This window comes from Allokutzneria oryzae (genome assembly GCF_042429765.1).
In the GTDB taxonomy this organism is placed as follows: Bacteria; Actinomycetota; Actinomycetes; order Mycobacteriales; family Pseudonocardiaceae; genus Allokutzneria; species Allokutzneria oryzae.
The window spans coordinates 35,514-61,648 of record NZ_JBHLZU010000024.1 but is presented as its reverse complement, the minus strand read 5'-3'; the positions used below and the strand labels follow the sequence as shown (position 1 = coordinate 61,648).

The 26,135-nt window shown below is 69.1% G+C and carries 28 protein-coding genes and 1 pseudogene; 17 read left to right on the top strand and 12 right to left on the bottom strand.

The genetic code is table 11. The features are described 5' to 3' along the window. Window positions 1–156 precede the first annotated feature (156 nt). Complete coding sequence (locus ACFFQA_RS28120; protein ID WP_377858667.1) at window positions 157–684, top strand: GreA/GreB family elongation factor; 528 nt, start codon at window positions 157–159, stop codon at window positions 682–684. A gap of 1,036 nt (window positions 685–1,720) precedes the next feature. On the opposite strand, the gene ACFFQA_RS28115 is transcribed toward ACFFQA_RS28120, so the two are convergent. Then, complete coding sequence (locus ACFFQA_RS28115; RefSeq protein ID WP_377858664.1) at window positions 1,721–2,392, bottom strand: hypothetical protein; 672 nt, start codon at window positions 2,390–2,392, stop codon at window positions 1,721–1,723. Window positions 2,393–2,897: 505 nt separating this feature from the next. Here ACFFQA_RS28115 and ACFFQA_RS28110 point away from each other — a divergent pair. Further along, window positions 2,898–2,975 (top strand): annotated as a pseudogene (locus ACFFQA_RS28110) (cytochrome P450); the annotation flags it as partial. Window positions 2,976–3,162: 187 nt separating this feature from the next. Here ACFFQA_RS28110 and ACFFQA_RS28105 read toward each other — a convergent pair. After that, complete coding sequence (locus ACFFQA_RS28105) at window positions 3,163–3,651, bottom strand: cupin domain-containing protein (RefSeq protein ID WP_377858661.1); 489 nt, start codon at window positions 3,649–3,651, stop codon at window positions 3,163–3,165. A gap of 119 nt (window positions 3,652–3,770) precedes the next feature. Between ACFFQA_RS28105 and ACFFQA_RS28100 the strand changes: the two genes are divergently transcribed. Continuing rightward, complete coding sequence (locus ACFFQA_RS28100) at window positions 3,771–4,661, top strand: LysR family transcriptional regulator (RefSeq protein ID WP_377858658.1); 891 nt, start codon at window positions 3,771–3,773, stop codon at window positions 4,659–4,661. On the opposite strand, the gene ACFFQA_RS28095 is transcribed toward ACFFQA_RS28100, so the two are convergent. Continuing rightward, window positions 4,636–5,466, bottom strand: a complete 831-nt coding sequence (locus tag ACFFQA_RS28095; protein WP_377858655.1) for an SGNH/GDSL hydrolase family protein — start codon at window positions 5,464–5,466, stop codon at window positions 4,636–4,638. The genes ACFFQA_RS28100 and ACFFQA_RS28095 overlap by 26 nt on opposite strands. A gap of 448 nt (window positions 5,467–5,914) precedes the next feature. Continuing rightward, window positions 5,915–6,160, bottom strand: a complete 246-nt coding sequence (gene atpE / locus ACFFQA_RS28090) for an ATP synthase F0 subunit C (protein WP_377858652.1) — start codon at window positions 6,158–6,160, stop codon at window positions 5,915–5,917. 179 nt (window positions 6,161–6,339) lie between these two features. Between atpE and ACFFQA_RS28085 the strand changes: the two genes are divergently transcribed. Together ACFFQA_RS28085 and ACFFQA_RS28080 are read left to right on the top strand one after the other, a co-directional pair. Beyond that, window positions 6,340–6,483, top strand: a complete 144-nt coding sequence (locus ACFFQA_RS28085; protein WP_377858650.1) for a hypothetical protein — start codon at window positions 6,340–6,342, stop codon at window positions 6,481–6,483. Window positions 6,484–6,828: 345 nt separating this feature from the next. Continuing rightward, a complete protein-coding gene (locus tag ACFFQA_RS28080; RefSeq protein ID WP_377858648.1) occupies window positions 6,829–8,796 on the top strand; it encodes an endonuclease/exonuclease/phosphatase family protein in 1,968 nt (655 codons plus the stop codon). A gap of 582 nt (window positions 8,797–9,378) precedes the next feature. Here ACFFQA_RS28080 and ACFFQA_RS28075 read toward each other — a convergent pair. Next, on the bottom strand, window positions 9,379–9,975 hold the full coding sequence (locus ACFFQA_RS28075; RefSeq protein WP_377858645.1) for a hypothetical protein: 597 nt from the start codon (window positions 9,973–9,975) through the stop codon (window positions 9,379–9,381). Between the two features lie 154 nt (window positions 9,976–10,129). Here ACFFQA_RS28075 and ACFFQA_RS28070 point away from each other — a divergent pair, with 154 nt between their 5' ends. Then, complete coding sequence (locus ACFFQA_RS28070; protein ID WP_377858644.1) at window positions 10,130–10,255, top strand: hypothetical protein; 126 nt, start codon at window positions 10,130–10,132, stop codon at window positions 10,253–10,255. Between the two features lie 54 nt (window positions 10,256–10,309). Then, the gene (locus tag ACFFQA_RS28065; RefSeq protein ID WP_377858641.1) at window positions 10,310–10,975 is read left to right on the top strand and encodes a hypothetical protein; all 666 of its coding nucleotides are present in this window, start codon (window positions 10,310–10,312) and stop codon (window positions 10,973–10,975) included. Here the strand turns inward: ACFFQA_RS28065 and ACFFQA_RS28060 are convergent, their stop codons facing one another. Then, complete coding sequence (locus tag ACFFQA_RS28060; RefSeq protein WP_377858639.1) at window positions 10,976–11,377, bottom strand: hypothetical protein; 402 nt, start codon at window positions 11,375–11,377, stop codon at window positions 10,976–10,978. A gap of 333 nt (window positions 11,378–11,710) precedes the next feature. Here ACFFQA_RS28060 and ACFFQA_RS28055 point away from each other — a divergent pair, with 333 nt between their 5' ends. Then, window positions 11,711–12,421, top strand: coding sequence for a hemerythrin domain-containing protein (locus tag ACFFQA_RS28055; protein ID WP_377858637.1), 711 nt, complete (start codon window positions 11,711–11,713; stop codon window positions 12,419–12,421). 342 nt (window positions 12,422–12,763) lie between these two features. Here the strand turns inward: ACFFQA_RS28055 and ACFFQA_RS28050 are convergent, their stop codons facing one another. Beyond that, window positions 12,764–13,354 carry a cysteine hydrolase family protein gene (locus tag ACFFQA_RS28050; RefSeq protein ID WP_377858635.1) on the bottom strand — a complete coding sequence of 197 codons (591 nt, stop codon included), beginning with the start codon at window positions 13,352–13,354 and terminating at the stop codon, window positions 12,764–12,766. Beyond that, on the bottom strand, window positions 13,351–14,610 hold the full coding sequence (locus tag ACFFQA_RS28045; RefSeq protein ID WP_377858785.1) for an MFS transporter: 1,260 nt from the start codon (window positions 14,608–14,610) through the stop codon (window positions 13,351–13,353). Before ACFFQA_RS28045 ends, ACFFQA_RS28050 begins: the two co-directional genes overlap by 4 nt. 142 nt (window positions 14,611–14,752) lie before the next feature. Between ACFFQA_RS28045 and ACFFQA_RS28040 the strand changes: the two genes are divergently transcribed. Continuing rightward, on the top strand, window positions 14,753–15,685 hold the full coding sequence (locus tag ACFFQA_RS28040) for a LysR family transcriptional regulator (RefSeq protein WP_377858783.1): 933 nt from the start codon (window positions 14,753–14,755) through the stop codon (window positions 15,683–15,685). Window positions 15,686–15,713: 28 nt separating this feature from the next. Here the strand turns inward: ACFFQA_RS28040 and rox are convergent, their stop codons facing one another. Next, window positions 15,714–17,258, bottom strand: a complete 1,545-nt coding sequence (rox, locus tag ACFFQA_RS28035) for a rifampin monooxygenase (RefSeq protein WP_377858632.1) — start codon at window positions 17,256–17,258, stop codon at window positions 15,714–15,716. A gap of 850 nt (window positions 17,259–18,108) precedes the next feature. Here rox and ACFFQA_RS28030 point away from each other — a divergent pair. Further along, window positions 18,109–18,753 (top strand): hypothetical protein, encoded by a 645-nt coding sequence (locus ACFFQA_RS28030; RefSeq protein ID WP_377858629.1) that lies wholly within the window; start codon window positions 18,109–18,111, stop codon window positions 18,751–18,753. Window positions 18,754–19,311: 558 nt separating this feature from the next. Here the strand turns inward: ACFFQA_RS28030 and ACFFQA_RS28025 are convergent. Continuing rightward, entirely contained in the window at window positions 19,312–19,983 is a 672-nt protein-coding gene (locus ACFFQA_RS28025; RefSeq protein WP_377858627.1) for a DNA alkylation repair protein, read from the bottom strand. 100 nt (window positions 19,984–20,083) lie between these two features. Here ACFFQA_RS28025 and ACFFQA_RS28020 point away from each other — a divergent pair, with 100 nt between their 5' ends. After that, on the top strand, window positions 20,084–20,482 hold the full coding sequence (locus ACFFQA_RS28020; RefSeq protein WP_377858624.1) for an ArsR/SmtB family transcription factor: 399 nt from the start codon (window positions 20,084–20,086) through the stop codon (window positions 20,480–20,482). Next, complete coding sequence (locus ACFFQA_RS28015; RefSeq protein ID WP_377858621.1) at window positions 20,479–21,132, top strand: SRPBCC family protein; 654 nt, start codon at window positions 20,479–20,481, stop codon at window positions 21,130–21,132. The genes ACFFQA_RS28020 and ACFFQA_RS28015 overlap by 4 nt, the downstream gene beginning before the upstream one ends. Before the next feature lie 195 nt (window positions 21,133–21,327). Here the strand turns inward: ACFFQA_RS28015 and ACFFQA_RS28010 are convergent, their stop codons facing one another. Together ACFFQA_RS28010 and cmtR are read right to left on the bottom strand one after the other, a co-directional pair. Next, a complete protein-coding gene (locus ACFFQA_RS28010; RefSeq protein WP_377858618.1) occupies window positions 21,328–22,008 on the bottom strand; it encodes a cation efflux transmembrane domain-containing protein in 681 nt (226 codons plus the stop codon). Between the two features lie 7 nt (window positions 22,009–22,015). Beyond that, window positions 22,016–22,381, bottom strand: a complete 366-nt coding sequence (gene cmtR, locus ACFFQA_RS28005) for a Cd(II)/Pb(II)-sensing metalloregulatory transcriptional regulator CmtR (RefSeq protein WP_377858615.1) — start codon at window positions 22,379–22,381, stop codon at window positions 22,016–22,018. A gap of 273 nt (window positions 22,382–22,654) precedes the next feature. Between cmtR and ACFFQA_RS28000 the strand changes: the two genes are divergently transcribed. From ACFFQA_RS28000 to ACFFQA_RS27980, 5 genes are all read left to right on the top strand, one after another. Continuing rightward, window positions 22,655–22,909, top strand: coding sequence for a methyltransferase (locus tag ACFFQA_RS28000; RefSeq protein WP_377858612.1), 255 nt, complete (start codon window positions 22,655–22,657; stop codon window positions 22,907–22,909). Between the two features lie 130 nt (window positions 22,910–23,039). Beyond that, complete coding sequence (locus ACFFQA_RS27995; protein ID WP_377858609.1) at window positions 23,040–23,474, top strand: hypothetical protein; 435 nt, start codon at window positions 23,040–23,042, stop codon at window positions 23,472–23,474. Further along, on the top strand, window positions 23,471–24,394 hold the full coding sequence (locus ACFFQA_RS27990; RefSeq protein WP_377858607.1) for a hypothetical protein: 924 nt from the start codon (window positions 23,471–23,473) through the stop codon (window positions 24,392–24,394). The genes ACFFQA_RS27995 and ACFFQA_RS27990 overlap by 4 nt, the downstream gene beginning before the upstream one ends. Further along, window positions 24,381–25,715: a V-type ATPase 116kDa subunit family protein gene (locus ACFFQA_RS27985; protein ID WP_377858605.1), complete on the top strand. Its 1,335-nt coding sequence runs from the start codon at window positions 24,381–24,383 to the stop codon at window positions 25,713–25,715. The genes ACFFQA_RS27990 and ACFFQA_RS27985 overlap by 14 nt, the downstream gene beginning before the upstream one ends. After that, window positions 25,712–26,131: an ATP synthase subunit C gene (locus ACFFQA_RS27980; RefSeq protein WP_377858602.1), complete on the top strand. Its 420-nt coding sequence runs from the start codon at window positions 25,712–25,714 to the stop codon at window positions 26,129–26,131. The genes ACFFQA_RS27985 and ACFFQA_RS27980 overlap by 4 nt, the downstream gene beginning before the upstream one ends. Window positions 26,132–26,135 lie beyond the last annotated feature (4 nt).

The window sequence follows — 26,135 nt, the reverse complement described above, 5'->3', positions numbered from 1 at the left end:
ATCCAGGCCCCTGAGCCATTCCCCAAGTTCGTGAGAGTCGTGAGCACTGACCCGACTCCCACGGACCGTGTGCCGTCAGGGCGACGCCAACGCCTGGTCGCCCTGACGGCACCTACCTATCGAACGTGGAACCATTGAGGACGGAGATCCACCAGCATGACCAGCACCGACCGTGTCTGGCTGACGCCCGAAGCGCATCAGCGGCTCCAAGCCGAACTCGCGTCGCTACTCGCACCAACCGTGCCTGGGGCGCCCGGAGACTCGCCCACCAACAGCGGCGACAGCGCTACGAACAGCGCCATCGACACCACAAGCACGCGCATCACCCGCGTGCGCAAACTCCAGGAAATTCTGGCCAACGCCGTCGTCGGGCAGGACCCGCCCAACGACGGGATCGCCGAACCCGGCATGGTGCTCACCATCCGCTACGACGACACCGCCGACGAGGAAACCTTCCTGCTAGGCCTACGTGCCGCCGAGAACCCCGACATCGACGGCGACCGCGACGAACTTGAGGTCTACTCACCGGCCTCACCGCTAGGCATGGCCCTGACCGGCGCCCGACCTGGAGACCAACGCTCCTACCAGGTGCCCAATGGCACCACCTTGCACGTCACCCTCCTCCACGCCGTTCCCTACGGCCAGCACCGAGACCAACGCACCTCAACGACCCCGGGACTCTAGGTAGAGCGGATCAGCATCTGGACGCAGGATCATGTTGAGGCATTCCTCGATCACGGCCGTGTTCGGAGGCCCAGTGCAACAACGGCAGATGGTTGGCGCGCGTATCTCACCTGGACCGTTCTGCTTCGCTCAGGACCCTGGCAGCGCCGTTCCGGGAGCCGCCCTAACCCGTGTCCTGCACCTGGTAACTCCACCTCACCACTCCCTGGCGCCCTCACCCCCGTGCCCTCCTTCCGCGTTTTGTCACCTTGATGCGAAATGGGAGCGCTCTTTTGCGCATCAAGGTGACAAAACGCGAAAACCCCGGCCACGCCAGCTGGCTCGCGCGTGCACGGGGGTACGGGGGCGACGGGCCAGGACGGGGACGCCGTGGCGGGAACTGTCCGAGCGGTATGGCGACTGGAAGAGCGTCTATGGTCGGCATCGGTCGATGGCACGTGGACGCGAATCGTTGATGCGGCGCGGATTGACGCCGATACCGGCCAGGCCAGGACTGGACGGTCGGAGTGGATTCCACCAGTGTGCGGGTGAATCGGCACGCAGCCGGGGTGTGGCGGCACCGGCCACGGGAGACCGGCTCGCAAGGCAACCGCTGAACCGACAGGCATCGGGCGGGAGGCGATCGGCGGATCTTGGACGAAGATCTACCTCGTGGCGGACCGGCGGCCCCGCCCCTCCGGCATCTGACCACCCCCGGGCAACGCCATGACAGCGCCGGCTTCACCCCGGTGCTGGAGCGGGTCCGTCGCCGTGGCCCTGGCCGGGCGAGTGCTGGGGGACAAGGGGTATTCCTGTCGGACGAACGGGGTCTTATCCCCGCGAGCGCGGGATCAGGGCAATCATCCCTGATCCCGCTGACCAGGTCCGCAACCGCAAGGCCAAAGGCTCCAGTGGTGGTCGCCCGTCCGCCTTCGACACCGAACGCTGCTTCAACGAGCTCAAACAGTTCCGAGCCTGCGGCTACGACGGCACGATCGAGATCACCACAATCCGGAGTTGGCTCCGGTGCCTCACTGCATGATCTAACAGACAGGGCTTAGCTGGGGCGGCGGCCGAACGCGCTGCTCACGTGCAGGCGCAGGCGCCGCCCGGCCAACCGCACGGGCGTGATCACCGTGTCGCGGACCCACCGCGCGGGTGCGACGACCACCACGCGCAGCACTTGGCGGGTGCCGCGCCACAGGGGCGAGAGCACGACGCGGTGGAGGAACTGCCACAAGGGGAGTGCGACGCGCTGGTACGCCCAGACGCACGCGGCGCCGAACAGCCGCGCTCCCGGCGCGAGCACGAAGCGCCACAGCCAGCGCAGCGGGACGACGACGAGGTACTTCCCGACCCACACCACCGGGGCGAGCAACGCGGTGGCGAGGAAGAGGACCGCCGTCCCCATCCCGAGGAGCACCTTGCGCAGGAGGCGGCCGAGCGGCAACGCCACGACGCGCAGACCTCGGGCGAGGAGGTCCCACGAGGCCCGCAGGAAGACGCCCAGCGGTCGGAACACGAACCACGCCAGGAACCGGCCGACAGGGGAGAACAGCCAGCGCGACAAGAACCTGCCCACCGCCCGCGCCGGGCGGATGACCACGACCCGTCCGACGGCTTTGAGCCACTCCCACACCAAGGTCAGCGGCACCACGACCACCACGGAGATCGCGCGGGCGACCCACACCGCCCAACGCGGTGCCTGCGGGTCCTTCTCGACGGTCATGGGACTTGAACGCAGCGCGGGGCCTTACGGCTCCACCCGAGACCAAAATGGTGCGGAACCCGGGGAAGCAGCTCCTAGCGCCTGCCCTGCAAGTCGTCCCGATGCCCCGAGGCGGCACCACTCCCGTGCCCCCGTGCGCGCGCCGCTGGCTGGCGTGGCCGAGGTTTTCGCGTTTTGTCACCTTATTGCGCAAAAGAGCGCTCCCAAATCGCATCAAGGTGACAAAACGCGAAAGGAGGGGCACGTGGGGTGAGGGTGCGAGGGGGTGGTGAGGTGGTGGTGAGGTGGTGTGACCAGGTGCAGGACACGGCCTGAGATCCCGTCGTGCGACAGATGGAGATCGTCAGCACCAGCGAACACCCAGACCCGATCTCCAACCTCCACCGGGACGCCGCGCAACGGTACTTCCCGAACTATGACGTGCTCCTCGTGGAGGACGGCCCGGTGTCGACTCTGCGCAGCTGCTACGGCGGCGCGCTCGTCGCGGCCGTGACCCAGCACGGTCGTGCTCGGTCCCTCTGTGCTGCACCGAGATCCAAGAGTTTTCGACGATCCGGACCCCTTCGACCCCGACCGGTGGCTGCCGTTGTCGCGGGAGCGGTCGAGCCAGACGATCCCGTCCCACGTGTCCTGCCGTCCATCCGTCCACTGTGGAACATCCAGACTCGGGTCCAGTGACCGGAACCGAGGTCGACGCCGCAGCGGCGATCGGCCCGAGCTGCACGAAGGGGAGGATCCTGGGCGTCACTGGAGCGACGCTGAAAGCCTTGTCAGACAGCGGAATCAGCACGCGCCTGGCGCCACAGTGGACTGTCGACGTAGTGGTTGTCGTAGTGCTGCGAGGACTCCGCGATCTCCTTGGGATCGGCCTCGCCACGTGCGACGCGGTCGAGCAGCCGGTAGTAGTCGAAGCGGTACATGCCGGGCGTGAACACCACGAGCACGTCGGCATGGGAGTCTTTCTCCGGGCCGAAGGCGTGCGGGACGTGCGGTGGCACGGCGAGGAAGTCGCCCTTCTCCAGCGTGTGCAGCTCATCTCGGACGAGCACCTGGAGCGCGCCGTCGAGCACGAAGAAGAACTCGGTGGCCCGGGTGTGGAAATGCGCCGGAGTGCCGAAGACGCCGGGGCGGAGCGTGGCGCGGTTGGTGGTGAACCGGTTCTCGGTGCTGTCGGAGTCGGCGAGCAGCGTGATCAGGCTGCCCGGCGCGTCGGAGAGGACCTCGGCGTCGGCGGCGCGGACGACAGTGGGCTCGGACATCGGTTTCTCCTCAGGGAGGGGCTGGGCCGGACAGGACCCACTCTCACCCTTCTGACCAGGGCGAACAACGCCGAAGTCAGCATCGATCGATAAGCTGTGGGTTATCGATGGGAGGTGGCGTGGAACGCAGGGACATCGAGGTCTTCCTGACCCTCGCCGAGGAGCTGCACTTCGGCAGGACCGCTCAGCGGCTGCGGGTGTCGCAGGCCAGGGTGAGCCAGTCGGTCAAGGCGATGGAGCGCCGCGTCGGGGCGCCGCTGTTCGACCGCACCAGCCGCCGGGTCGCGCTCACGCCGATCGGCAGGCGGCTGGAGGCCGACATCCGCCCGGCCTTCGAACGGCTGCTCGCCGGGTTCGAGCGCGCCGTCGCGGCGGGGCGCGGCATGACGGGCACGCTGCGCCTGAGCTTCGAGGCACCAGCGGTGGCGGACCTGCGCTCCTTGCGCATCAACGCTTTTCGAGCCCGGCACCCCGGGTGCGACGTGGAGATCCGCGAGGCGCCGTTCCCCGATCCGCTCGGCCCGCTGCGCTCCGGCGAGGCCGACATGGCGGTCGTCCTGCTGCCGGTGACCGAAGGCGGCCTCACCACCGGCCCCGTCGTGCACACCGAGCCGATGGTGCTCGCCGTGGCGTCCGGCCATCCCTTCGTGCGGCGGGACTTCGTGACGCTGGAGGACCTCGGCCGCGACACCGTCCTGCGTGCGGCGCACCCTCCGCCCGCGTTCTGGCGCGAGCCGCCCGAGCCGTGGACGACACCGGCTGGCACGCCGATCACCCGCGGCCGGGCTTTCGGCACCTTCCAGGAGCTGCTGCTCGTCATCGGAGCGGGCGAGGGGATCTGCCCGCTCGCCGCGCACGCCGAGCAGTACTTCGCGCGGCCGGGCATCGCCTTCGTCCCGTTCCACGATGCCCCGGATGCACAGTGGGGCCTCGCGTGGCGCACAGCGGGGGAGACCAGCATGGTCCGCGCTTTCGCGGCCGAGTTCAGCTCGGAGACCCGGCGGCGGTGACGGCCGAGGCGAAGGCGGCCATGCCCTTGGCGTTGGGGTGCAACGGGGCCGCGACGCTCACCGGGAGCAAGCCTTCGAGGTAGCGGTCCCACGGCGCCGCGCAGATGTCGTGCCCGACCGTCACGGCGGCGAAGTCGACGAAGCCCATGCCGCGAGCGCTCGCCTGCTCCCGCGCGATCGAGCTGATCCTGTCCATCGTGTCCTGGAGGTAGTCGGCGTCGCGGGCCCACACCGGCTGCACGGGATAGCAGCCGCCGCGCCGGATGTAGGTCCCGTAACCGGTCACCAGGACCTTCGCCTTCGGAGCCCGGCGCCGGATCTCCTCAAGCGCGGCGCCGAGCGCGGGCGCCCACGCCTCGACCGAGGCGGCGATCGGGTCGGTACCGCCCGCCCTGATCCGGTCCGCGCAGGACACCCCGATCGGCTCGGGCAGCGCGTTGACGCAGGACAGCGCCCGGTCGAACAGCCCGGAGTCGTTGGCCCCGATCGTCAGCGTCACCAACCCGGTCGTGCCCGACAGCGCGTCGAGCTGGGGCGCCTTGGCGTTCTGCCCCCGGCTCGTCAGGTCGGCGGTGACCGCGCCGGAGCAGCTCACGTCGGTCAACCGCGCGCCGAGGCTCTTCGCCACGACCGCCGGGTAGTTGTGGTCGGAGCGCTTGCAGGGCAGGTCGACCTGGACCGGGATCCACGGCCCGGCCGCCGCCGAGTCGCCCAGCGCCACGTACTCCAGCTGCTCAGCCGCCCGCGCGGGAACCGCCGTTCCCAGCAGCAGCGCGACCAACCCGACCCACGTCCTGATCTTCACCGCGCCATCGTCGCTGGCGGAGGAGCACCGGCGCTCCCGCAAGCTCGCAAGACCACCGGTCCGGGGCCGAAATCGACGCAGTCGTGTTGCCAGACAAGGCAACCAGGCTCGCGGACGGCGCAGCACCGCGCCGATGACCACCAGCGGGTCGAAGTAGGCCGTCTCGGGTGTCGTGCAGGCGGCCCCAGTCCGGGCTGAGCGTCATCGTCCGCCGCATGAACTCCTGCGCCTCGTCAACGCCCCGCGTGTGCGGTTCGAGCGGGTGGGCCAGGCGGACGTCCGCACGGAACAGCAGGGTGAACGCGTCCGGGTCCATCGCGCGCCACGCCTCGGTGAAGCGCGCGTCCTCGGCTCGATCAGCTGGCACGGGTGGTCCTCAGTGCAGTTCTCGCGACGGTTGCGAGAGTGAGCAACCGCAACGCCCGTCCGGTGTGCGCACACCGTGTGCTCAGCCCGTTCGGATACCGCCGAACATCAGACCCGCGACCAAGCCCAGCAGGCCGAGCGCCTCGCTGAAGGCGATGCCCAGGATCACGGTGGTGCGCAGCTGGCCCGCCATCTCCGGCGGCCTCGCCATGGCCTCGACGGTCTTGCCCGCGACGATGCCGACACCGACCCCGGCCCGATGGCGGCGAGCACGTCCGGCGAGCCGGGAGGCCCGGAACGGCTGGTCGCCCGCGACCGGCACCGGCACGGCGGGCACACCTGAGCGCAGCGCGGCCGCAGTGGTGCACGATCGCGGCCATCCGCGGGAACAGCCAGTCGTGCGCAGGGACGTGCGCACCAGGCCGCTCAGCCGCTCGGCATCGCCCTGGGCCAGGCTGCCGAAGCCGACGAAGACCGGCGGCGGCCCCGAGGCGAGGGGCTGTAGCCGTGCAGCACCCGCCAGCCCTCGCCTCGTGGTGGCGGAACATCTGCGCGACCGACATCGGCGGCAGGCCGAGCAGGAGCTTCCCGGCCAGCCGGTTGCCGAGCCCGCCGAGGTCGGGGATGCCGATGGGCGACGGGACCAGGTAGGTACCGATGCTGGGGATCTTCAGCGCCTCGGCGACGTGGTAGCCGCCGATCACCGCCATCTGCGAGAACAGCACCATGCCGACGCCCGCGCGGGCCGCGTCGATGATCCCCTGGTGAGCTCGGTGGTCAGCTTGAGCAGCCGGATCGAGTCGCGCACACCCCCGTCGCCGCGTTGCCAGCGCTGGGCGTCCTCGGCGCAGTCGCGTGCCGAGGCCGGTGAAGGGCGCGACATCGCCCATCGACCCGGCTGCGATGATCAGTGTTCGCATTCCCGCAGTACCACCTCAGTGCCCTTGACTCCCCCTTTCTCAGGACGGCGCGACCGGGGCCGGATACATTGCCGTGGTGCGCGCAGGGAAACTCGCAGCTGTCGTCGTCGTGATCGCATCGGCCCTGGTCGGCTGCCAGGAGGAGCCGCCACCGCCGGACCAGCCGTCCCGCGCGGCCGGACCGGCGGCCTTCGCCTACGAGACAGCCGGCAGCGTCCGCGTGGCCCGGGGTGAGTCCACAGTGGCCGACCTGTCGCTCGGCGGGAGGTCCTCCTCCGTCGTCTCCGCCGAGTGGACCCCGGACGGCTCCCGCTTCGTCTTCGCCACGAGCAAGAAGCTGGTCTCGGTGGACGCCGCCAGCGGAGCTGCCGTCGAGGTGAACTGCACCTGCGACAAGCTCGCCATTGCCGCCGGATCGGTCTACGTGCTCAGCAGCTACAGCGGCACCGACCTGTCCGTCTACGACGTGGCGACCTTGGTGCCCAAGGGCAAGCTCAAGCCGTTGCAGCCCAACGCGAAGGGCATGCTGACGGTGGCCGGGGCGGGGGACCGGCTGGTGACCTTCCAGATCACCGCGGACGGCGCGCGGCCGGACACCGACGTGGTGGTCGTCGATCCCGCGACCGGGGCCGCGACGAAGGTCGGCACCAGCCGTGATGCCGGGCTGCCCCAGGACACCGTCTACACGCCGCGTAGCTGGAACGGCGCGCCGATGTTCGCCTACGTCGCGCTGAGCAGCAGCGGGGCGAGCAACGGCGTCGGGACCGTGGTGCTGATCGACCCGGTGAACCCCGCCCAGCAGGTCGTCGGCGACAACGGGCACCTGCGCGCGCGGACCACCAACGCGCAGGCGAGCATCAGCCAGGAGAACCTGTGGTGGGCCTGGGACGGCACGCTCGGGGTGAGCGCGCGCGTGTGGTCCTGCGACAACATGACCGGTTCCTGCACCAACCACACCCCGAACACGCAGTGGCGCTTCGACGGCAAGCAGTGGAAGTCCGTCGACGAGCGCGGCCTGTCCTCGCAGCGCGCCCTGGGCGGGGGCAGCGTCGAGCTCTCCGGAGGCACGGGCACCGGCTCCGACAAGCAGCGGATCACCCTGGTGAACGGCGATCACCGGTCGTCGGTGGCCACCAACGTCAGGAAGCTGTGGACGCCGCCGTCACCGCCCCCGCCGCCGAGCTCCGACGGCACCGTCACCCTGGTGAACCTCAACGCCGCCATGGGTTTCAAGATGGGCGACGGTGAGTCACGCGGGACCAACGCCAAGACCGAGGACCTGGAGAAGCTGGCCGACGACATCCTGCGGCAGGACGGCGACATCGCCAACCTCCAGGAGATGGCCAAGCCCGCGGCGCAGGAGGTGGCGAGCATCCTGAAGCGGCGCACCGGCCGGGAGTGGCTGCTGAACTGGGCCGGATCGGGCAAGAACGACTACTTCCGGGGCGAGCGCGAGCACGAACCGCCCGTCTACCAAGGGGTTTCCTCGGGCAACGCGCAGCTGGTGCAGATCGGTGACGGCGTCGTGGCGCAGCGCCCGCTCACCGTCGACGACGTCCCGTCCTCGGACAACGAGCAGGACCAGGGCATCCTGCTCAAGTCCGGCAAGCGCTCCTTCCTCGGCACCGAGATCACCACGGAGCGGCACGGGATCGTCGACGTCTACAACACCCACCTGGCGCGCGCCAAGGACGCGACCGACGAGGCCCGAGCCGAGGACGTGGCGTTGCTCCAGACCAGGACCGAGTCCCGGCGCAACCCCGTCATCGTCACCGGCGACTTCAACCTGGTGATCGACGGCAAGGGCGAGGACGGCTCCCCGCTCACCGTCGCGGCGGTGCGCTCGTTCATGGACCGCTACGGCTACGCCGACATCGGCAAGGAGTTCGGCGTGACGAGCAACATCCAGTTCCCGGAGTACCTCGCGGGCCGCAAGCGGATCGACTACGTCCTGGTGCGCGGGGTTGCGACGCACGGCAGCGCGAAGTTCGAGAGCCACCGCTCCGACCACTGGGGCCTGGTGACGCGCATCGGTCCGAGCTGACACCAACGTCGCCGCGTCTCATAGCCGGCGCGCGTCGAGTGGCGGAGCTTGGTCCCCGTGCGGCACGCGCCTCACGCTGTCGGTGCGCGAGACGCGGGGGATCACGATGCCGACGTGCGCCGGCTGGTCAGAAATGCGTTGGCGGGCAAGGACGACTTCGTGGTCGTCGGCGGGGACTGCGGTGTCAACCTCGCCCCGTTCGCTGCGGCGCGCCCGTTGCGGCGACGAGCTGACGGTGCTGTGGAGCGACGCGCATCCCGACCTGGACGTGCTGGAGCCGACCGAGTTCGGCTCGATGTGCTACCCCCAGCCGGAAGGCGTGTCGCCGGGGGCGGCCCGTCGAGCGCGTGTCCGATGTGGACTTCCTGGTCGGCGCCGCACCGAGGAGCTGAGCCGAACGACCTGGGCAGGTACTTCATCGAACGTGGCAACGCGGGCGACGTCGACGGGCTGGTGACGTTGTACGAGCCGAACGCTGTGCTGGCGTTTCCGCCGGGCAACCTCGCGACCGGACCTGCGGAGATCCGCGAGGACTTTCGGTGTGCGCCGCGCCGCTTCCGACGAGTGCAACAACACGATCTTTCACTGCCGGTGGCCAAAGTTCTCGCAGAACTCAAGGGCACCGCGCCATTCCGGTCGCTCGCGCATCACGTCAATGAGCTCCGGATCCAGCTCAGCCAGGGCCGGCCACAGTCCAGCAAAGGTGACAGGATTCATGATCTCATTCGCGAAAGTATCTCGGTAATCGTCCCCGGTGTCCTTGATGACCCGGCGCATCGCTGTCAGGCATCGGACCGCTGTATCGCGCCACACCGGCAGGTCTCGCAATGAGCGCAGGAGGATCGCGGATACGGCATCGCATAGTTCAGCACGACTCAGTTCGTGTAGATACCGGTTGTACGTGATCGCCTTCTCAAATTCCTCGCGAGCCAGTTCGGATATTACCGGACGAAGTTCAGGAACCATCATCCACAATATGTCACCGAGGTCCCCAAGGCTCCAGCTCATCGTGCCGCGCTCGAGCTGCTTCTCGTATGAGTTATCATCCGGACCGCTGATCATGTTGTCCAGGAATCCACCCGCGCGAACAGGGATCTCATCGCCTTCCCATTCGCGCACGACCCACTCTTCGGGGTCATCTCGGCCGTCAACGTTGCCCGGTCGATCATCGTGCCTCACAACATCTCCTCGCTATGAAACACCAGGTGCAAGTAAGCTTCAAGGGGCACATCCTACGTGTCCGGCTGTCGCGTAATTGGAACTTCCCGAGTTGTCGGTGAGGGTGCCTTGGAGGGAAAGCGTGAAATTCGCCCCTTGGATTCAGTTTCGTGGCATGTGTGTCATATCTGACGGGCCAGTGCTCGAAGGCCCTTCGGCGCACTGGACCACCGGCGTCGCCGACGCGCTGCTGCCGGTGCTGATGTCCTGCATCGTGTCGGGCGGTTTCATCCCTGCTTGAAACCGACTGTGAGGAACTCCCGCATGGATGGTTCGGTGAGAATGGGGCGGCCGTGTGTGCGACGATGGCGCAATGAGGCGTTCGGTCATCTTCCTTTCCGGTTTCACCGCAGCCTTCGCCGTGGCGGCCAGCGGTTGCGGGGTGAGCGTGAACGGTGTCGCTACCCCCGCGCCGACTTCGGAAGCCGTGCCGACCTCCGCGGCGGCGCCGACGACCGCGCCCACCACGTCGCTGCCCGCGAACGCCGTGGCCGACCCGGAAGGCAAGTTCTACACGGCCACTGTGCCGACCGGTCTGCTCAACGCGACGAAGTCGCTTTCCTGGGCGGGGAGCTACCACGCGGTGCTCACGCCGGAGGCCAGTCCGCAGGACAACCAGAACTACATCACGATCGGCGCGGACGCCCTGCACAAGGGGGATGCCAACGCCATCGAGCACGAGCTGCGGAATCCCAAGGTCATTGCGAAGGACCTTCCGCCGACGAAGTACGCGCGGCAGGCGATCGACGGCCGGGAATCGGTTGTGCAGACCGTCGGGCCGGCGAAGTCGCCCCGGGATCCGAAAGTGAACGTCGAGCAGCGCGTCTACTACATCCCGAACAAGGACGTCCAAGGACGGGCGGCCGTCGTCCGGTGCCGTTGGATCGATTCCAACAAGGAGCTGGCCAAAGCGGTCGAGACCGGCTGCGAGGCCTTCGTGGGGACGTTCAAGCTGAAGTAGTCAGTACTTCGGCGACCCTGACGACCACGTCCTTGGCGGCCTCCCGGGGAAGCGCGAGTCGGTGAAGAAGCCCTCGTCGTGCCCCCAGTGCTGGATCAGATGTCGCCTCGTCGGCACAGGGAGGTGTTCTGTGCCTGCTCCAGATCGCGCTCGGAGACGCGGCTGGCGCCGACAGAAGTCGTACACCTGGATCTGGAGCTTGCACGGGTCCTTGCCGTCCTTGCCCTTGGTCTGCTCCCGGAAGCGGTTGCTCTGCTTCATCCCGCGAGCCCTCGGCGGCTCCCCGGCGAGGCGGAAGCTGCTGACCCTGGCCTGCTGACTGAGACCTCCGCTGATGTCGCACTGCGCCGCCGGTTGCCCGCCGGGCTGCTCCGAGCAGCCGAGGTGGAGCCTGCCGAACACGCCGCCGACGGACGGCTCAGCGGCGGTAGTGCTCAGGTGTCTCGCTTCGCAACTGAATCAGGTCGCCACCGCTTGCCTCGGTGGCTCTGGGTGGGGTGGCGTTCTTCGGATCTGTTCCGGCTAATGCGGCTGGCGCCTCTGTCCGAGGCACGGCGGCGTGTTCGCGACCTGACTTCACTATCGTGAACCGACGGTGAACCAGTGTTTGTTATCTGTATTCTGGCAGGTCTCTGTTCCAGCTTTCCGTCAGTCTCAAAGAGGACAATGAGTGCTGGTCAAAGTCGCGGCGTTACTGGCATAAAAGTGATGCGCGGACGCATGAAGTGAGGGCTTATGACGAACGCTGACCAATCCCGAGTGGCCCGGCGCCGCATGCTGCGGTTGTCCGGGGCTGCTGCAAGCGCCACGCTCCTCACCGCAGCCCACTCGGCCCAGGCATCCGCCGCGCCACCAGTGGTCAAGGTGCCGGTCACCCCACCAGAAGACCTCATGCGCGAGCACGGAGTGCTCAAGCGGGTGCTGCTGGTCTACCGCGAGGTCATCCACCGGATCGAACGGGGCGGGACCGTGCCCGGTCCAGAAATCCACGCCGCCGCGGGAATCATCCGCAGCTTCATCGAGGACTACCACGAACGCCTGGAAGAACGGTATGTGTTTCCCCGGCTACTACAAGCCGGAAAACTCTCCAGGACCGTTTCGATCCTGCTCCTGCAGCACCAGCGCGGCCGAGCCCTGACCGACCGCATCCTCGCCGCCCCTTACGCCTCGACCACGGCATCGAGCCGCCGTCGGCTGACCGGCGACATGGCTGCGTTCATCCGCATGTACGAAGCACACGAAGCCCGAGAGGACACCGTTGTCTTCCCTGTCTTCCGCGACGTCGTCCCGGCCAAGGAGTTCAATGAGCTCGGCGAGGTCTTCGAAGACGAAGAGGAGCGCCGGTTCGGCACCAAGGGCTTCACCCGCATCGTCGACGAGGTCGCCGACATCGAAAGGGCCCTGGGCATCTACGACCTGGCCCAGTTCACCCCTCCTCCCCGCTGATCCCCCCGACGGGCCTCCTGCGCAACCATCGCCCGCCAAGGTCGGTCGGTGCTCGCTTGTCGGCGGGCGCTAGCTACTGGAGGCCCATCCGTGGACGAGTTCAGGTTCGAGCAGGACCTGGTGCATCGAGCGTGCCCCAGCCCTGCCCCGCACCGAGCAGAGGTGGCTGCCCCTTCTGGCCGAGCTGCGCTCGAACGCGCCTCGGCCGTGAACTGACCGCGCGGACTCGGTGTCCAAGACAGCGAACCTGCCGGGCGCTCTCTTCCGCGGTGGGCGACCCAGAGATCGGCACACATCAATCGCATGCGGGAGCTACAAGCATGCGTAGGTTCTTGTCTCGAGTCAGTCAGCCCGCAGCAGGGCGCGCAACTGGGCGGTGTCGATGACGGTGGCCCGTGTGGGAAAGACGTGCTGGAGCAGGACGTTGTGGGCTTCGGCGTCCGGGTCGGCGACGCCGTCGGACAGGACGTGGAGCAGGTAGTCGCGGTCGGCCGCGTCGAGGACGGTCGACAGGACGACGCCGCTGGTGCTGACGCCGGAGACGACCAGAGTGGTGATGCCGCGTTCGCGCAGCCGCTGGTCGAGGTCGGTGGTGGACATGCCGCCGTAGCGGATCTTGCGGACCGTGATGTCGCCCTCCTGGGGCGCCAGGCGTTCGTGGATGGCGAAGGCGGGGTCCTCGTGGTGCATGAGGCGGTGCTGGGCGACCGGGGCGAAGGACTTGTTGGTGGCCGGGATCGCGTCCCAGTCGGTCTCGGTGAAGCCGACGCGGACATAGGCGACGGTGCCGCCGCTGGCGCGGACGTCGGCGATGGCTGCTTCCACGCGGTCCAGCAGGGCTCCGCCTTCGGGCAGAAGGGCGAGGATCGCGGGCTGGCAGTCCATGACGAGCAGGGCGGTGTGCGCGGGGTCGAGCGCAGGGGCAGTGCTCACGCGAGTGTTCTCCTTGCTGGTGACGCCTGATCGACGCCGTCGTGTTGGGGTGTGCGGTCGTGCCGGGGGAGCAGGAGCGGGGTGGCCAGGATGAGGAGGCCTGCGACAGTGAGAGCGGTGCGTGGGCTGGTGGCTTCGGCGAGCAGGCCGGCGAGGGCGGTGAAGATGGCGATGGAGGCGCTGCTGCTGATGGACCAGGCGGACAGGGTGCGGGCGGTGCGGGCTCGGGGGGTGTGTTCGAGCCGGTAGGTGGCGACCACGGGGTTGAACAGGCTCGCGCTGATGATGATCGCGAGCTCGACGGCCATCACGATCGCGAGGCCGGCGGCACCGGGCTGGATGAGGGCGAGGCCGATCAGCCAGACCGCGCGCAGCGCACCGGCGGTGCGGAGGACCCGGTGCCGGCCGTACCGGGCCACGACGCGGCGGGCCATGCGCGAACCGACGAGCCCGCCCACGCAGGGGACGGCGAAGGCGAGGCCGTACTGCCAGGGTGGGAATCCGAGCTGGCCGAGCATGAGCACGGCCACCAGCGGTTCGGCTGCCATGATCAGTCCGTTGACCAGCAGGGTGTTCACGAACAGCGCTCGCAGGCCGGGGTGGGCCAGGATGTGCCGCCAGCCCTCGAGCAGGTCGCTGGTGCTGACACGGCCGCCACCGATCCGTCGCGGACGTTCTTCTCGGCCGCGGATCGCGGTGATCCCCAACGCGGAGAACAGGTAGCTGAGCGCGTCGGCCACCACGGTGGTGACCGGTCCGAACAGACTGGTCGCCGCCCCGCCCAGCGGCGGGCCGAGTGCGGTGGAGCTCCACGTCGTGGACTCGAACCGGGCATTCGCCACGAGCAGGTCATCCGGCCGGACAAGAGTTTTGAGGTAGGCGCCGCTGGCCGCGTTGAAGGCGATCTTGGCCGTGGCGGCCACAGCCGAGACGACCAGCAACTGGGCGAAACTGAGCCAGGCGAAGGCGTAGGCGACCGGGATCGTCATCATGGCCGCGAACCGGGCGAGGTCCATCGCGATCATGACCGGGCGTTTGCGGTGGAACTCCACCCACGGCCCGAGCGGCAACGCGATCAGCGCGCCCACTGCCGGCCCCACAGCGGACAGCGCGGAGACCTCGGCCGGGCTGGCGTGCAACACCAGCACGGCGATCAGCGGCAACGCGCCGAACCCGAATCCGGTCCCGTAGGCGCTGACCGCGTAGGCGGCCCACAACCACCCGAACGACCGGCCCAGGCTCGCCCTCCGCAGCACATTCGGCACTTGCTTCTCTCCGTCACCCGTCATGGACAACCCTCTGTTGTCAGCGGGATTGAAGCGGGTGAATGGGCGCTGGCACCAACAACAGATCGCATGGCACGGCACAACTCATCGTTGTGGGAGTAGGTTCTGCCTCATGGATCTCGATGCGGTTCGCACCTTCGTCGCCGTTGCCGAGACCGGCCAGTTCCAAGCCGCTGCCGACGATCTGGGCATCACCCAGCAGGCAGCGTCGAAACGAGTAGCCACCCTGGAGCGGGAACTCGGCGTGCGGCTTTTCGCGCGGACCGCCAGGGGTGCCAGGCTTTCCATCGACGGGCAGGCACTGCTGCCCCATGCGCGTGAGCTTCTCCGCGCCGCCGAGCGCGCGACGGCGGCCGTGACGCCGGGGCGCAGGGCCCTTCGGGTCGACGTCGTCGGCCGCCGGATCGCACCCTCCAACATCCTTCACGCCTTCTACCAGCAACACCCTGACATCGAGCTGGATGTCGTCACCTTGACCGGCGTCGAGGCCGCGTCGGCGCTGGCCGAGGTCGGTGCCGGCACCCTTGACGCCACCTTCAGGTCCCTGCGGGACTTCGCCGGCAAGGTTCCGAGCGGACTGCGCTCAGCGCGTGTCATCGATGACCGGCATGAACTGCTGGTCGGCCCACGGCACCCGTTGGCGAAGGCCAAGACCGTGACGCTGGCCGAGCTCGCCGATCACCCCGTCTGGATGCCCGGCATGTCCGACGCCGAGCCGGTTGGCTACTACGAGGATCTGGCGAAGGCGTTCGGACTCACCATCGACACGATCGGTCCGAGCTTCGGCGTCGACGCCCTCCTCGCCGAAATCGCCGACTCAACCCAGCTCGCCACCTTCGTCGGCGAGGGCTCGCGGTACCTCTGGCCGGAGAGCTACGACCTCCGCCGAATCCCTGTCGTCAGCCCGACCCCGGTCTACCCGATGTCGGTGATCTGGCGAGCGGACAACCCCCACCCCGTCCTCGCGAACTTCCTTGAGCACCTCCAGACCAGGTACGAGAAGACGTCCGGCGACGACGTGTGGATCCCAGACTGGGCGCGCTGAGAGCGGAACACCCAGGACAACCGGCACCTCATCCGGTGGCGGGCTCGCCGAACCAGCGGGAGAGGTGGTCGTCCAGGTCCTGCTGGTCGTCGCCGACCCAGGCGACGTGGCCGTCGGGGCGCAGCAGGACGCACGGTACATCCAGTTCCGCGGTGGGGTCCGCGAGGTGGTCGACCCGGTCTGACCAACCGCCGGCGGTCAGGCGTTCGGTGCGGTCCAGCAGCAGGCCGCGGCCGCGGTGCAGCAGACCGTAGAGGCGGCCCTGTTCCACGTCGATGTCGCGCAGGCGGCGGCCGAGCAGGTCGGGGCCTTCGCCGAAGTCGTAGCGGATGCCGATCGCGGTGATCTTCTCGATCAGGTAGCGGTTCACCTCGTCGAAGTCCATCAGTTCGGTGAGCAGCCTGCGCACGGCCTGCGGACCCGGTTCGGTGGAGTGCAGTTCCATCTGGGCGCGGGTGTTGTCCAGCACGTCCTCGGCGACTGGATGACGTTCGGTCTGGTAGGTGTCCAGCAGTGTTTCCGGCGCCCAGCCGCGGATCTGCGCGGCCAGTTTCCAGCCGAGGTTGAACGCGTCTTGAACGCCCAGGTTGAGGCCCTGCCCGCCGGTGGGCGGGTGGATGTGTGCCGCGTCGCCGGCCAGCAGTACCCGGCCGACCCGATAGCGTTCGGCTAGCCGGGTGGCATCTCCGAAGCGGGACAACCAGCGCGGGGAGTGCACGCCGAAATCGGTTCCGGCGATGGTGCGCAGCTGTTGTCTGAAATCCTCGAGGGTGGGCGGTTCCGCGCGGTCGCTGACTCCCGCGGCGGGAACGACGACGCTGTAGACCCCTTCGCCGAAGGGCCTGAGCCAGAGTCGCTTGTGGGTCTCGCGGATTTCGGTCACCTTGGCGGCGATCTCCTCCTGCGGCACACCCACTTCCATCTCGCCCATCAGCGTCTCGGTCCGCGAGGGCTCGCCGGGGAAGCCGACGCCGAGCAGTTCGCGCACCGTGCTGCGCCCGCCGTCACAGCCGACGAGATAGCGCGAACGCAGTTGTTCGCCGTCGGCCAGCTCGACAGTCACACCCTCGTCGTCCTGCTCGAAACCGGCCACCGCACAACCGCGCCGGATCTGCGCACCAAGTTGGATCGCATGGTCTTCGAGGAGGTGAACGATGACCGGCTGCGGGATGCCCAGCAGGTAGGCGTGCGCGGAATCCAGGTCCTTGGGCGCGGGTTTGCTGATGGCGGCGAAGAATCCGCCGGCCGGACGCTGTCTTCCGTGTTCGAGAACGCGATCCAGTAGTCCGCGCATTGCCAGCAGCTCAAGGCTGCGAATATGCAAACCGACTACGCGGACGAACGATACGGGCTCGGTTTCCTTCTCCAGAACGAGTACCCGCACATCGTGCAGCCGCAGTTCGGCGCCCAGTACCGCGCCAGTCGGCCCGCACCCGGCAATGATCACGTCGAAGTTGAGGGGCGCGCGACCAGCGTCGGAGGCCGGCGAGCGGAGTCCGGGGACGTCGCCCACGGTGATGCCGTGCTCGACCGTGTCGTTCGACGGCTCGGCGGTGAACTGAGGAGAGTTCATAGGTGTTGCCTTCCGGGAGTGCCCTGTTGTCGAGGCGCTCCCGGCGACACCTACGTCAATCGCCCGACCGTGACGGGAAGGGGAGCTCCCACATCGATACAGCGTTCATGGGTCTCACCTCCTCGGGCGGTGTCGCGGTCCGCTGCAAGCTACAAGCGCGAGCACCACTCCGTCCAATCCTTTCCCGGACACGTGATCACGGCTCCGAACAGTCTGTGGGATTCCGTTGTGGCACAAGTAAAGCGCCGCGATGCGGATGGACGGCCGCCGCTTCGGCACCGGCGCCGGACTCCGCTCCACCTCGGTGGGGGACTGGCGCCTCCGCGACCTCAAACGACTCGCCGACCTGCCAGCTCCGGCCGCCCCGCGCACCGCTCATCGGCTTCCTGTTGGTGTTCGCCCTGTGTCGACTGTTGGCGCTCGCCGCGTCCCGGCTGGATATCCGGTCTTCTCGCGCTGCTCGTCTCGCGGACGGCGCATTGCTGAACATGATTCGGCTTCTGCGTCTTGTGCGTTCGCGCATCGCATTGATGGGCTGCGTGATTGCGACGGCGGGGATGCTGCGCCGTGCTGGTTCTCTTTGCCAAAGACGGTAAACCCGAACCCGGCGGGTTGGTATAACCGTTCGGCCCGCCCAATCCTCAGCACAGGAAGCACAATGCCGAAACAGCTGCTCCACCTGTCTTCACGATGCCTGAGCGTCACCATGGCGGTAGCCCTGCTCGCGGGGTGCACCTCACAGCCGGACGCGCCGCCCACGCCGGGCACCGCTGTGCCGACGACACAAAGCGCTGACCCGGCAGCCTCGCCGCGGATCTCTTCGGAGGAACTCGATGGCCAGCCCTGGCCGATGAGTCCGACGGCCGAGTACACCGTCCGGCGGATGAGCGCCAGGTACATCCGCGAGCTCGTCAGCGGCCCCAGCCGTCAGGCCACCCTGAAGAGGTTGCAGGCCAAACCGGTGCCCCCCGGTAAACCGGGAGTGGACTTCTCCCAGGACATCCGGGTCAACCGCCCGCATGCCTGGTACGGCACCGGGTCGAATGACTGGAACCACCAAGGAACCATCCACGGCGGCATCACCCTGATCAGGCGATCGGCCTTCACCGACTACCCGACCACCGGCCCGTCTGACCCAGCACGGTCGCCACGTCGCTACCTGATCACGGTCGAACTCGGAGACCTGGAGGAGCCTTACCCGGTCAAGCTGAAGCCGGAACAGCACGTCTTCGTGCACTGGAACGGCGAACGGGAGACGCGTGCCTCCTTCGAGGCCAGCATCGGCGACGGTAGCGCCGCGGGTACCCCGCATTCGGTGGTCAAGCGCATCCAGCTCGCCAACCCGGACACCGGGCTGAGCACCTGCGTCGACTGGACGGACCAAGCGCTCGCCGCGGGTGGCTACTCATCCCCGTTCGATCTGGCCATGCTCCCCGCCCTGATCCCACAACCCGTCTCCGACGGCAGGGGAGCCTGCGGCCTGCCGGTCACCTAGCGCCTGTCCTGCAAGCCGTCCCGATCGCCCGAGCTAGCTCCCCCGTGCCCCTGTGGGTCGGCTGGCGTGGTCAGGGTTTTCGCGTTTTGTCACCTTGTTGTGCGAAAGAGCGCTCTCATTTCGCATTAAGGCTACAAAACGCGATTTGGGGGGCACGGGGGTGAGGGTGCCGGGGGCGCGGTGGGGCGCCAGGGGGCACGTGCAGGACGTGACGTAGGCGTGGGGGCTGCATGTAGGCGGAGGGCTGCCGCGAGGAATTGCGCACGTGGGCCGGCGTGGCCGAGGTCCTGGACGGTGGCATGGCGATCACTCGAGAGTTCGCCTTGGACGTAGTTCGCTGGAGGTGTTGCTCGGGTCAGCCATATCGGCTGGAGCGACTTCCGGAGATCAAGTCACACGCCAGCTTCGCGGCCCCTGGCCCGTCACCTCGGCCGCCGGGAGCCTCGGGCCGTCGGCGCACAACGCCGCATCGCCGCGCTCAACGGTCCATTGTCGACGGTCATCGCCGGAGCCACCCGTTGATCGGGAGGGTGAGCACGAGCGTGGGGGCGCACCTAGCTACTTGTCGTGCTGTCGGCGGACCATCTCGGTGATCCAGACAGGCGCGAACGGAGACGTGCAGTTCGGTGGAGTCGGGTAGTCCTTGAGCACCTCCAGGCGCTCACCGATGTCGATGGCGCGGGCGCGGTGCTCGGAGTGGTCGATGCCGATCTGGGCCAGGCAGTGGTTCATCGCCCATTGGAGCCGATCCGGGGCGTCCTTCATGTCCGCCTCGATGACATCGAGCAGTCCCGCGAGGTCCAGGCCCTCGGGCTTCTTCGACACGCGCTCGGTGGTCAACGCCCAGCCCGCACTCGCGACCACCGGATCCGGATCGGCGAACCAGGCCAGGCGCAGCCCTTCGGCATGCGGGCTCTTCTTCACCACGTAGTTCACGAGCCAGTCGTGCACCTTCGGGGTGCGCGCCTGGCGCAGCATGACGTCCAGCTCGTCACGCTCGAACGCCTTCGGGCGGCAGATCAGGAGCGCCAGCAGCCTCGCCGCGGTGTCGGCTGTGTCCCAGAGCTGGCGCGCGAGGTCCTGCTGCGTTGTCAGCCGCTTCGCGAGCGCGCGCAGCTTGCTGAGGTTCACACCGTGATCGTCACCGTGTCTCTCGTTCACCGCACGGATCTTCTGGTCCTCCAGTGCGGCCAGTTCGGCCATCACCTGGGCCAGCGTGGTCTCGGCCACCTCAGCCTCCTGTCCTTCGTGTGGGCATCAGTCTACTGAGGACAGCACGGTCAAAGTTCAGGCTTGACTTATATAAGTGGGCGCTGACATTATCTGTGCCGTGCAGGCCTTCGACATCCTCGGCGACCCGGTGCGGCGTCGGATCCTGGAGTTGCTCGCCGACGGCGAGCAGAGCGCGGGCGCGGTCAGCGGGGTCATCCGGGCCGAGTTCGGGATCTCGCAGCCGGCGGTGTCGCAGCACCTGCGGGTGCTGCGGGAGTCCGGGTTCGCGACCGTCCGCGCGGAGGGCACCCGCCGCCTGTACGCCGTCGACTCGGCGCCACTGCGGGAGGTCGACATCTGGCTGGAGCGCTTCCGCCGGTTCTGGACTCAGCGCCTGGACGCGTTGGGCACCGAACTCGCGCGCGGCAGGCGCGAACGCCGACAGCAGTGCGATGAGCCCGCCGACACGCCGTCCGCCGGCGGACAACCTTCTACGAAGAACGAGGAAGACACGTGATCGACATCGTCGCCCAGATCAACGCCACCCACCGGGAGATCGGCAAGCTGCCGGTCGTCACCGGTGAAGGGCGGTCGCTGCTGCTGCGCCGCGGCTACGACGCCCCGATCGAGGACGTGTGGAACGCCTGCACCGACCCCGACCGGATCAGCCGATGGCTGGCCCCGGTCGAGGGCGACCTGCGGCTCGGCGGCAGGTACCAGCTCAAGGACAATGCCGGCGGGGAGATCCTGCGCTGCGAGGAGCCTCGCCTGATCAAGGTGACCTGGGTGCTCGGCGAGGGCATGGCGACCGAGGTCGAGGTCCGCCTCGCGCCAGACGGCGACGGCGGCACCGTGCTGGAGTTGGAGCACGCCTCGCCCGCCGAGATCGTCGACAACCTGGTGCGCACCTACGGGCCCGGGCACACGATCGGGATCGGTTGCGGCTGGGACCTCTCGCTGCTCGGCCTCGACTTCTTCCTCAACGACGTGAGGTTCGACCCCGCGACCTGGGGAGGCACCCCCGAGGGACGGGAGTTCTCCACCCGCAGCTGCCACGCCTGGGGGCCCGCGGTCCAGGCCGCCTGGGGGACCAGTGACGACGACCTCGCCGCGGCCATCGCGTTCGCAGTGCAGCACTTCGTGCCCAGCGGGGGCGACAACGGCTGACCGGATGCCGGGTCCAGTCGCGGGCCGGAACCGACCCCGCCGACGGAATTCCGCAGGGGACGCCGCTCGGCCGCCCACGAGCGTCAGCTCGCACGGGATGCCGCACCTCCTCGTCGCCGGGGTCGCCCTCCTCTCGGTGATCGCCGCGTGCTTCGTGCGGTGATCAGAATGGCTGAGCCACTTCGCCCGGCCACGTCAGCAGCAGTGCTCGCCGCGCCAGGCTTCGCGGCCTTCCTTGACCGCGACAGCGGCGATCACGAGCGCGACGAGCGGATCGGCCCAGTACCAGCCGAAGGCGGAGTTCAGCAGCAGTCCGATCAGCAGGACGCCGGACAGGTAGGTGCACAGCAGGGTCTGTTTGGAGTCCGCGACCGCGCTGGCAGAACCGAGCTCGCGCCCGGTGCGGCGTTGCGCGGCCGAGAGGAACGGCATGACCACCAGCGACACCGCCGCCAGCACTATCCCGATGTCTGAGTGGTCGGCGGTCGCCGCTCCGAGGAGGGAACGCGCCGACTCGACGGTGACGTAGGCGGCGAGGGCGAAGAACGACACGGCGATGACCTTCAGCGCCACGCGTTCCCGCGCTCGGGGGTCTTGGCCGGAGAACTGCCAGGCGACCGCTGCCGCGGAGGCGACTTCGATGACCGAGTCGAGCCCGAAGCCGATCAACGCCGTGGAGGAGGCGATGGTCCCGGCGGCCAGCGCCACGATTGCTTCGATGACGTTGTAGGTGATCGTCGCGGCGACCAGCAGTCGCACCCGGCGGGTGAGCACCGCGCGCCGCCGGGGATCGGTCCCCGCGCCGCTGTTCGCGTCGCTGGTGGGGGCGGCGCGGCAGCCATCCGCACACCCGCTCTGCTCCGAGGCGGGAGTCAACGGGAACTCATCTGCTCGCCTGCACCGAGGTCGCCGCGGCGGGCCGGTCGGTGGTGTCGTCGTCGACGCAGGGCTCTGCGGTGTCGACCGCGAGGACCACCTTCACGAGCTCCGTCAGCGCCCGCTCCAGGTGCGCGTCGGCCAGGGCGTAGCGGACCTGGCGGCCCTCGTAGGTGGCCACGACCAGTCCGCAACCGCGCAGACAGGACAGGTGGTTGGACACGTTGGAGCGGGTCAGCCCGAGGTGGTCGGCCAGCTGCGCCGGGTAGGCCACGCCGTCGAGCAGGGCCACCAGGATGCGGCAGCGGGTCGGATCGGCCAGCGCGCGGCCGAGGCGGGCCAGCGCGTCCTCCCGCGTCTCACACTTCAGCATGGCTATAACCATACAGCGGATGCTGTACTACATTCACGACTGAATCGTTGGATGTTCAAGGAAGGAGCGCCGCCGTGGCCGCCGCCGCGCTGATGCTCTGCTCTACCTGCTGCTCGCCTTCGGCGTGCGAACTGTGCTGCACCACCGCCACACCGGGTCGACCGGGTTCCGCGGCCTCACCTGATCGCGGGCCTCGCCGGGCCGCTGGCGCAGGTCCTCGGCGCACTCACGCCTCTGCCCCCTCTCGACAACCCCGTCCTGGACCTGATCGGCATGCTCCTCACGCTCGCTGGAATCACGGGCACGCTAGCCGCGCAGCGAGCCATGGGCAGCGCCTGGCGTGTCGGAGTCGACCCGGACGAGTCCACCACCCTCGTACGCCACGGGCTGTTCGCCCGCGTCCGCAACCCCGTCTTCACCGCCATGACCACCTCTGCGGCCGGACTCGCGCTCACCGCTGGAGACGTCCTCTCGCTCCTGGCTCTGGTCGCCCTGGTCAGCCACGCTCGGGAGCACAACCACACCTGATCGTCACGCGCCGGGGGAAAGCCCTGGCCGCACGACGTGGTCCTCGGGTGGAGAGGGAAGAAAGTCCTTCGAGCGCGGGGAGAGACGCCTCTACTCGGAGGGACGGCCCGCGGCCAGGATTCGGGGTGTGGTGAGCGTACGCGAGATACTGCGTCGCTTCCGGCCAGCTGGTGCACCGGGGGCAGCGGCGCCTGCGGGGGTTCCGGCCGACCGGCCGACGTACCAGGCGAAGGAGCTGGCACCCGTTCTGGCACTGCTGGACGACAGTGAGCGCGAAGCCGAACGCATCCGCCAGGACGGGCTGGAACGAGCTGCCGCCCATCGGCGGGCCGGGCGGGAGAACGCGCGGGCCATCGTCGCCGAGGCCGAGGCGGCCACCGAACCCCTGCGGGCAGCGGTGGCGGCAGCCGCGCAGAAGGCGGGCGACGCCGAGTTGGCGGGTCTGGACGCCACCGCTCGGCTGGCGGTCGAGCGGGTGCGCCACCACGCGGCCGAGCGGATGCCCGCGCTTGTCGACCGAGCCGTCGCGCTGGTGCTCGCCTCGCTGAGCGAACCCGTCCGATGAACGCGGCATGGACCGCGGGAGGGGTCCGGGCGGGCGGGCTGCTCAACCGCCGTCTCGGCACGGCGGCCACGAACGACATCGCCCGCTGCGCCTCCCTTGCCGACGCCGTGTCTCTGCTGGTCGCAACGCCCTATGGGTTCGCGGTCCGCCGAGGGCAGACACTGGTGGCTGCCGAACACGCGCTCAGTGCCACGGTTCTGTGGCATCTGCGGGTGCTGGCGGGCTGGTTGCCTCGACACGGCGCTCACCTCATGCGGCTGCTCGCGGGCTGGTTCGAGATCGCCAACCTGCTCGACCACCTGCGGACCCTCTGCGGGGCCGACCCGCAGCCGCGATACGTGCTCGGCTCGTTGGCCACGGCATGGCCCAGGCTCGCCGAGACGAGCTCCACCGCGCAGCTGCGGGCCGTGCTCGCGGCCTCGCCGTGGGGTGACCCCGGCACGACGGAGCCCTGGGGCATCGCGACGGCGGTGCACCTGAGCTGGGCAGCGAGGGTTGCCTCCGCGTCGCCGTACGCACGGGCATGGGCGGTGGGCGGTGCCGCCCTGCTGACCGCGCGAGCCCGGTTCGTTGTGGGTCGGTCTGTTCCCGAACCCGCACGACGGTGGCAGGTGCTGCTGTTGGGCGCTCGACAAGCCCAAGCGCACACGCTCGCGGCCTTCGGACGCCGGCTCCCGGCCGAAGCGCGTTGGGCGCTGTGCGGGGTCGAGGACCCGGACGAGCTGTGGCGGGCCGAAGAACAGTGGTGGACCAGGCTCGATCGGGATGCCTCCGCGACCCGGCGGCGACCCGGGTTCGGTCCCGCCCACGCGGTGTCCTGCGCGGCCTTGCTCGCCGTCGACGCCAGGCGATGCCGAGCGGCACTGGAACTCGCCGCTCGTGGCGGCTCCCCGCAGGAGGCGCTCGATGCCCTTGCCTGAATCGCTGCGACCCGTCCGCATGCAGCGGATCGCCATCGTCGCCACGACCGCGGGGCTCCGGGACGCGCTACGGCACGTCGGTGTGGCCGGCACGGTCGACTTCGAGGACGGGCCAACGGAAACCTCGCCCCCCGGGGCTGCTCGGCCCTCGGCGGCCGACGACGCCGAAGCGGGGGTGGACCGGCTGGCCCGGAACGCCGTGTGCCGTGGCTCGGTGGCCGCGCTGGCCGGCTGGTGCCCCGAACGGCTGGTGCCCGATCTGACCGGGCGGCTGGCGGGCCGCGGTGCCTCCGTGGTCCGGATTCCACCGCCCGGTGGCCTCGACCCGCCCACTTTCCTGCCCGCCGGTGGGTCGGTGCGGAGGTCGTTCAGCCCACTGGTCGCCACCTACGGCACCGTGGCGTATCCCGACGTCGACCCGACCCTGCTCGCGGGCGCGGCCTACGTGCTGATGTTCGGCATGATGTTCGGCGACGCGGGACACGGGCTGCTGCTTGTGCTGGGCGCGGTGCTGCTGCGGATCGGCTGGCCGCGTCGGCTCGCCCGCTGGCGTTCGGCGTGGTTGTTCGTCGGGGCCGCCGGTCTCGCCAGCACGGGGTTTGGGTTGCTGTACGGCGAGTTCTTCGGGCCGACCGGCCTCGTTCCGGTGCTGTGGCTGGCGCCGATGCACGAGCCGGTCGAGCTCCTGGCGGCCAGTGTCGGAGTGGGCGCGGTGCTGCTGGCCGGTGCCTACGTCGTCGCGATCGTCAACCGGTGGCGGGAGGGCGGACCGCAGCTCGCGGTGTACGCGTCCTCCGGGATCGCGGGCGCGGCGGTGTTCCTCGGGCTCGGTGGCGTGTGCGCGGGTCTGTACGCGCGCTCCACGGCCCTCACCGCTGTCGGCGCCGGGATCGCGGTCGCCGGGCTGCTGCTCGCCGGTGCCGGGTACAAGGCCGCCGCGGGGCACGGCACGGCGGGCGTGGCCCAGGCCGGGGTGCAGCTGTTCGACGTGCTCATCAGGATCGGGACCAACCTGGTGTCCTTCGCCCGGCTCGCGGCGTTCGGTCTCGTGCACGCCGCGCTCGGCGAGCTGGTGTGGCAGGGCTCGCGCGATCTGTTCGCACTGGGCGGTTTCCTCGCTGCCGCCGCGGGCGTGCTGCTCTTCGTACTGGGCAACGTGTTCACGTTCGTGCTGGAAGCGCTCATCGCGGCGGTGCAGGCGCTGCGACTGGCGTTCTACGAGCTGTTCTCCCGGATCTTCGAACAGCAGGGCCGGCCGTACCGGCCGTGGCGGCTGCCTGCTGACGTCCTCGGCCGTTCCTCGTCGAAGGAGGTGCCATGACGGTCTGGATCGCTGGGCTGGGCGTGCTCGCCGCGGTGGCCGCTGGTGCGGTGCTGTTGCTGCGGCGCAACGGCCGTGCCGCGCTGCGCGCGTTCCTGGCCGCGGACGCGCTGCTGCTCGTCGGCGCGTTCGCGGTCATGCTGATGGCGGTGAGCGGGCACTCTGCCGCCGCCGAGACCGCCGCCGCGGCCCAGACCGCGCCCGCGAACTGGGCCGCCCTGCTCGGGGCCTCGATCTCGGTCGCGGGCTCCTCGATCGGTGCCGCGATCGCCGTCGCCTACACCGGTGCCGCCGCTCTTGCGGCGTTGAGCGAACGACCGGAGCTGTTCGGCCGGGCGATGGTGATCGTCGGCCTCGCCGAGGGGATCGCGATCTACGGCCTGATCGTCGCCGTCATCCTGATGGGAAGGGCGTAGCAGC

Excerpts from the sequence above, each read along its gene's own strand:
- ACFFQA_RS28120 (WP_377858667.1), top strand. The coding sequence starts at position 157 with ATGACCAGCACCGACCGTGTCTGGCTGACGCCCGAAGCGCATCAGCGG.
- ACFFQA_RS28115 (WP_377858664.1), bottom strand. The coding sequence starts at position 2,392 with ATGACCGTCGAGAAGGACCCGCAGGCACCGCGTTGGGCGGTGTGGGTC.
- ACFFQA_RS28105 (WP_377858661.1), bottom strand. The coding sequence starts at position 3,651 with ATGTCCGAGCCCACTGTCGTCCGCGCCGCCGACGCCGAGGTCCTCTCC.
- ACFFQA_RS28070 (WP_377858644.1), top strand. The coding sequence starts at position 10,130 with ATGTGTGTCATATCTGACGGGCCAGTGCTCGAAGGCCCTTCGGCGCAC.
- ACFFQA_RS28055 (WP_377858637.1), top strand. The coding sequence starts at position 11,711 with ATGACGAACGCTGACCAATCCCGAGTGGCCCGGCGCCGCATGCTGCGG.
- ACFFQA_RS28040 (WP_377858783.1), top strand. The coding sequence starts at position 14,753 with ATGGATCTCGATGCGGTTCGCACCTTCGTCGCCGTTGCCGAGACCGGC.
- rox (WP_377858632.1), bottom strand. The coding sequence starts at position 17,258 with ATGAACTCTCCTCAGTTCACCGCCGAGCCGTCGAACGACACGGTCGAG.
- ACFFQA_RS28030 (WP_377858629.1), top strand. The coding sequence starts at position 18,109 with ATGAGTCCGACGGCCGAGTACACCGTCCGGCGGATGAGCGCCAGGTAC.
- cmtR (WP_377858615.1), bottom strand. The coding sequence starts at position 22,381 with ATGCTGAAGTGTGAGACGCGGGAGGACGCGCTGGCCCGCCTCGGCCGC.
- ACFFQA_RS28000 (WP_377858612.1), top strand. The coding sequence starts at position 22,655 with ATGCTCCTCACGCTCGCTGGAATCACGGGCACGCTAGCCGCGCAGCGA.
- ACFFQA_RS27990 (WP_377858607.1), top strand. The coding sequence starts at position 23,471 with ATGAACGCGGCATGGACCGCGGGAGGGGTCCGGGCGGGCGGGCTGCTC.
- ACFFQA_RS27985 (WP_377858605.1), top strand. The coding sequence starts at position 24,381 with ATGCCCTTGCCTGAATCGCTGCGACCCGTCCGCATGCAGCGGATCGCC.
- ACFFQA_RS27980 (WP_377858602.1), top strand. The coding sequence starts at position 25,712 with ATGACGGTCTGGATCGCTGGGCTGGGCGTGCTCGCCGCGGTGGCCGCT.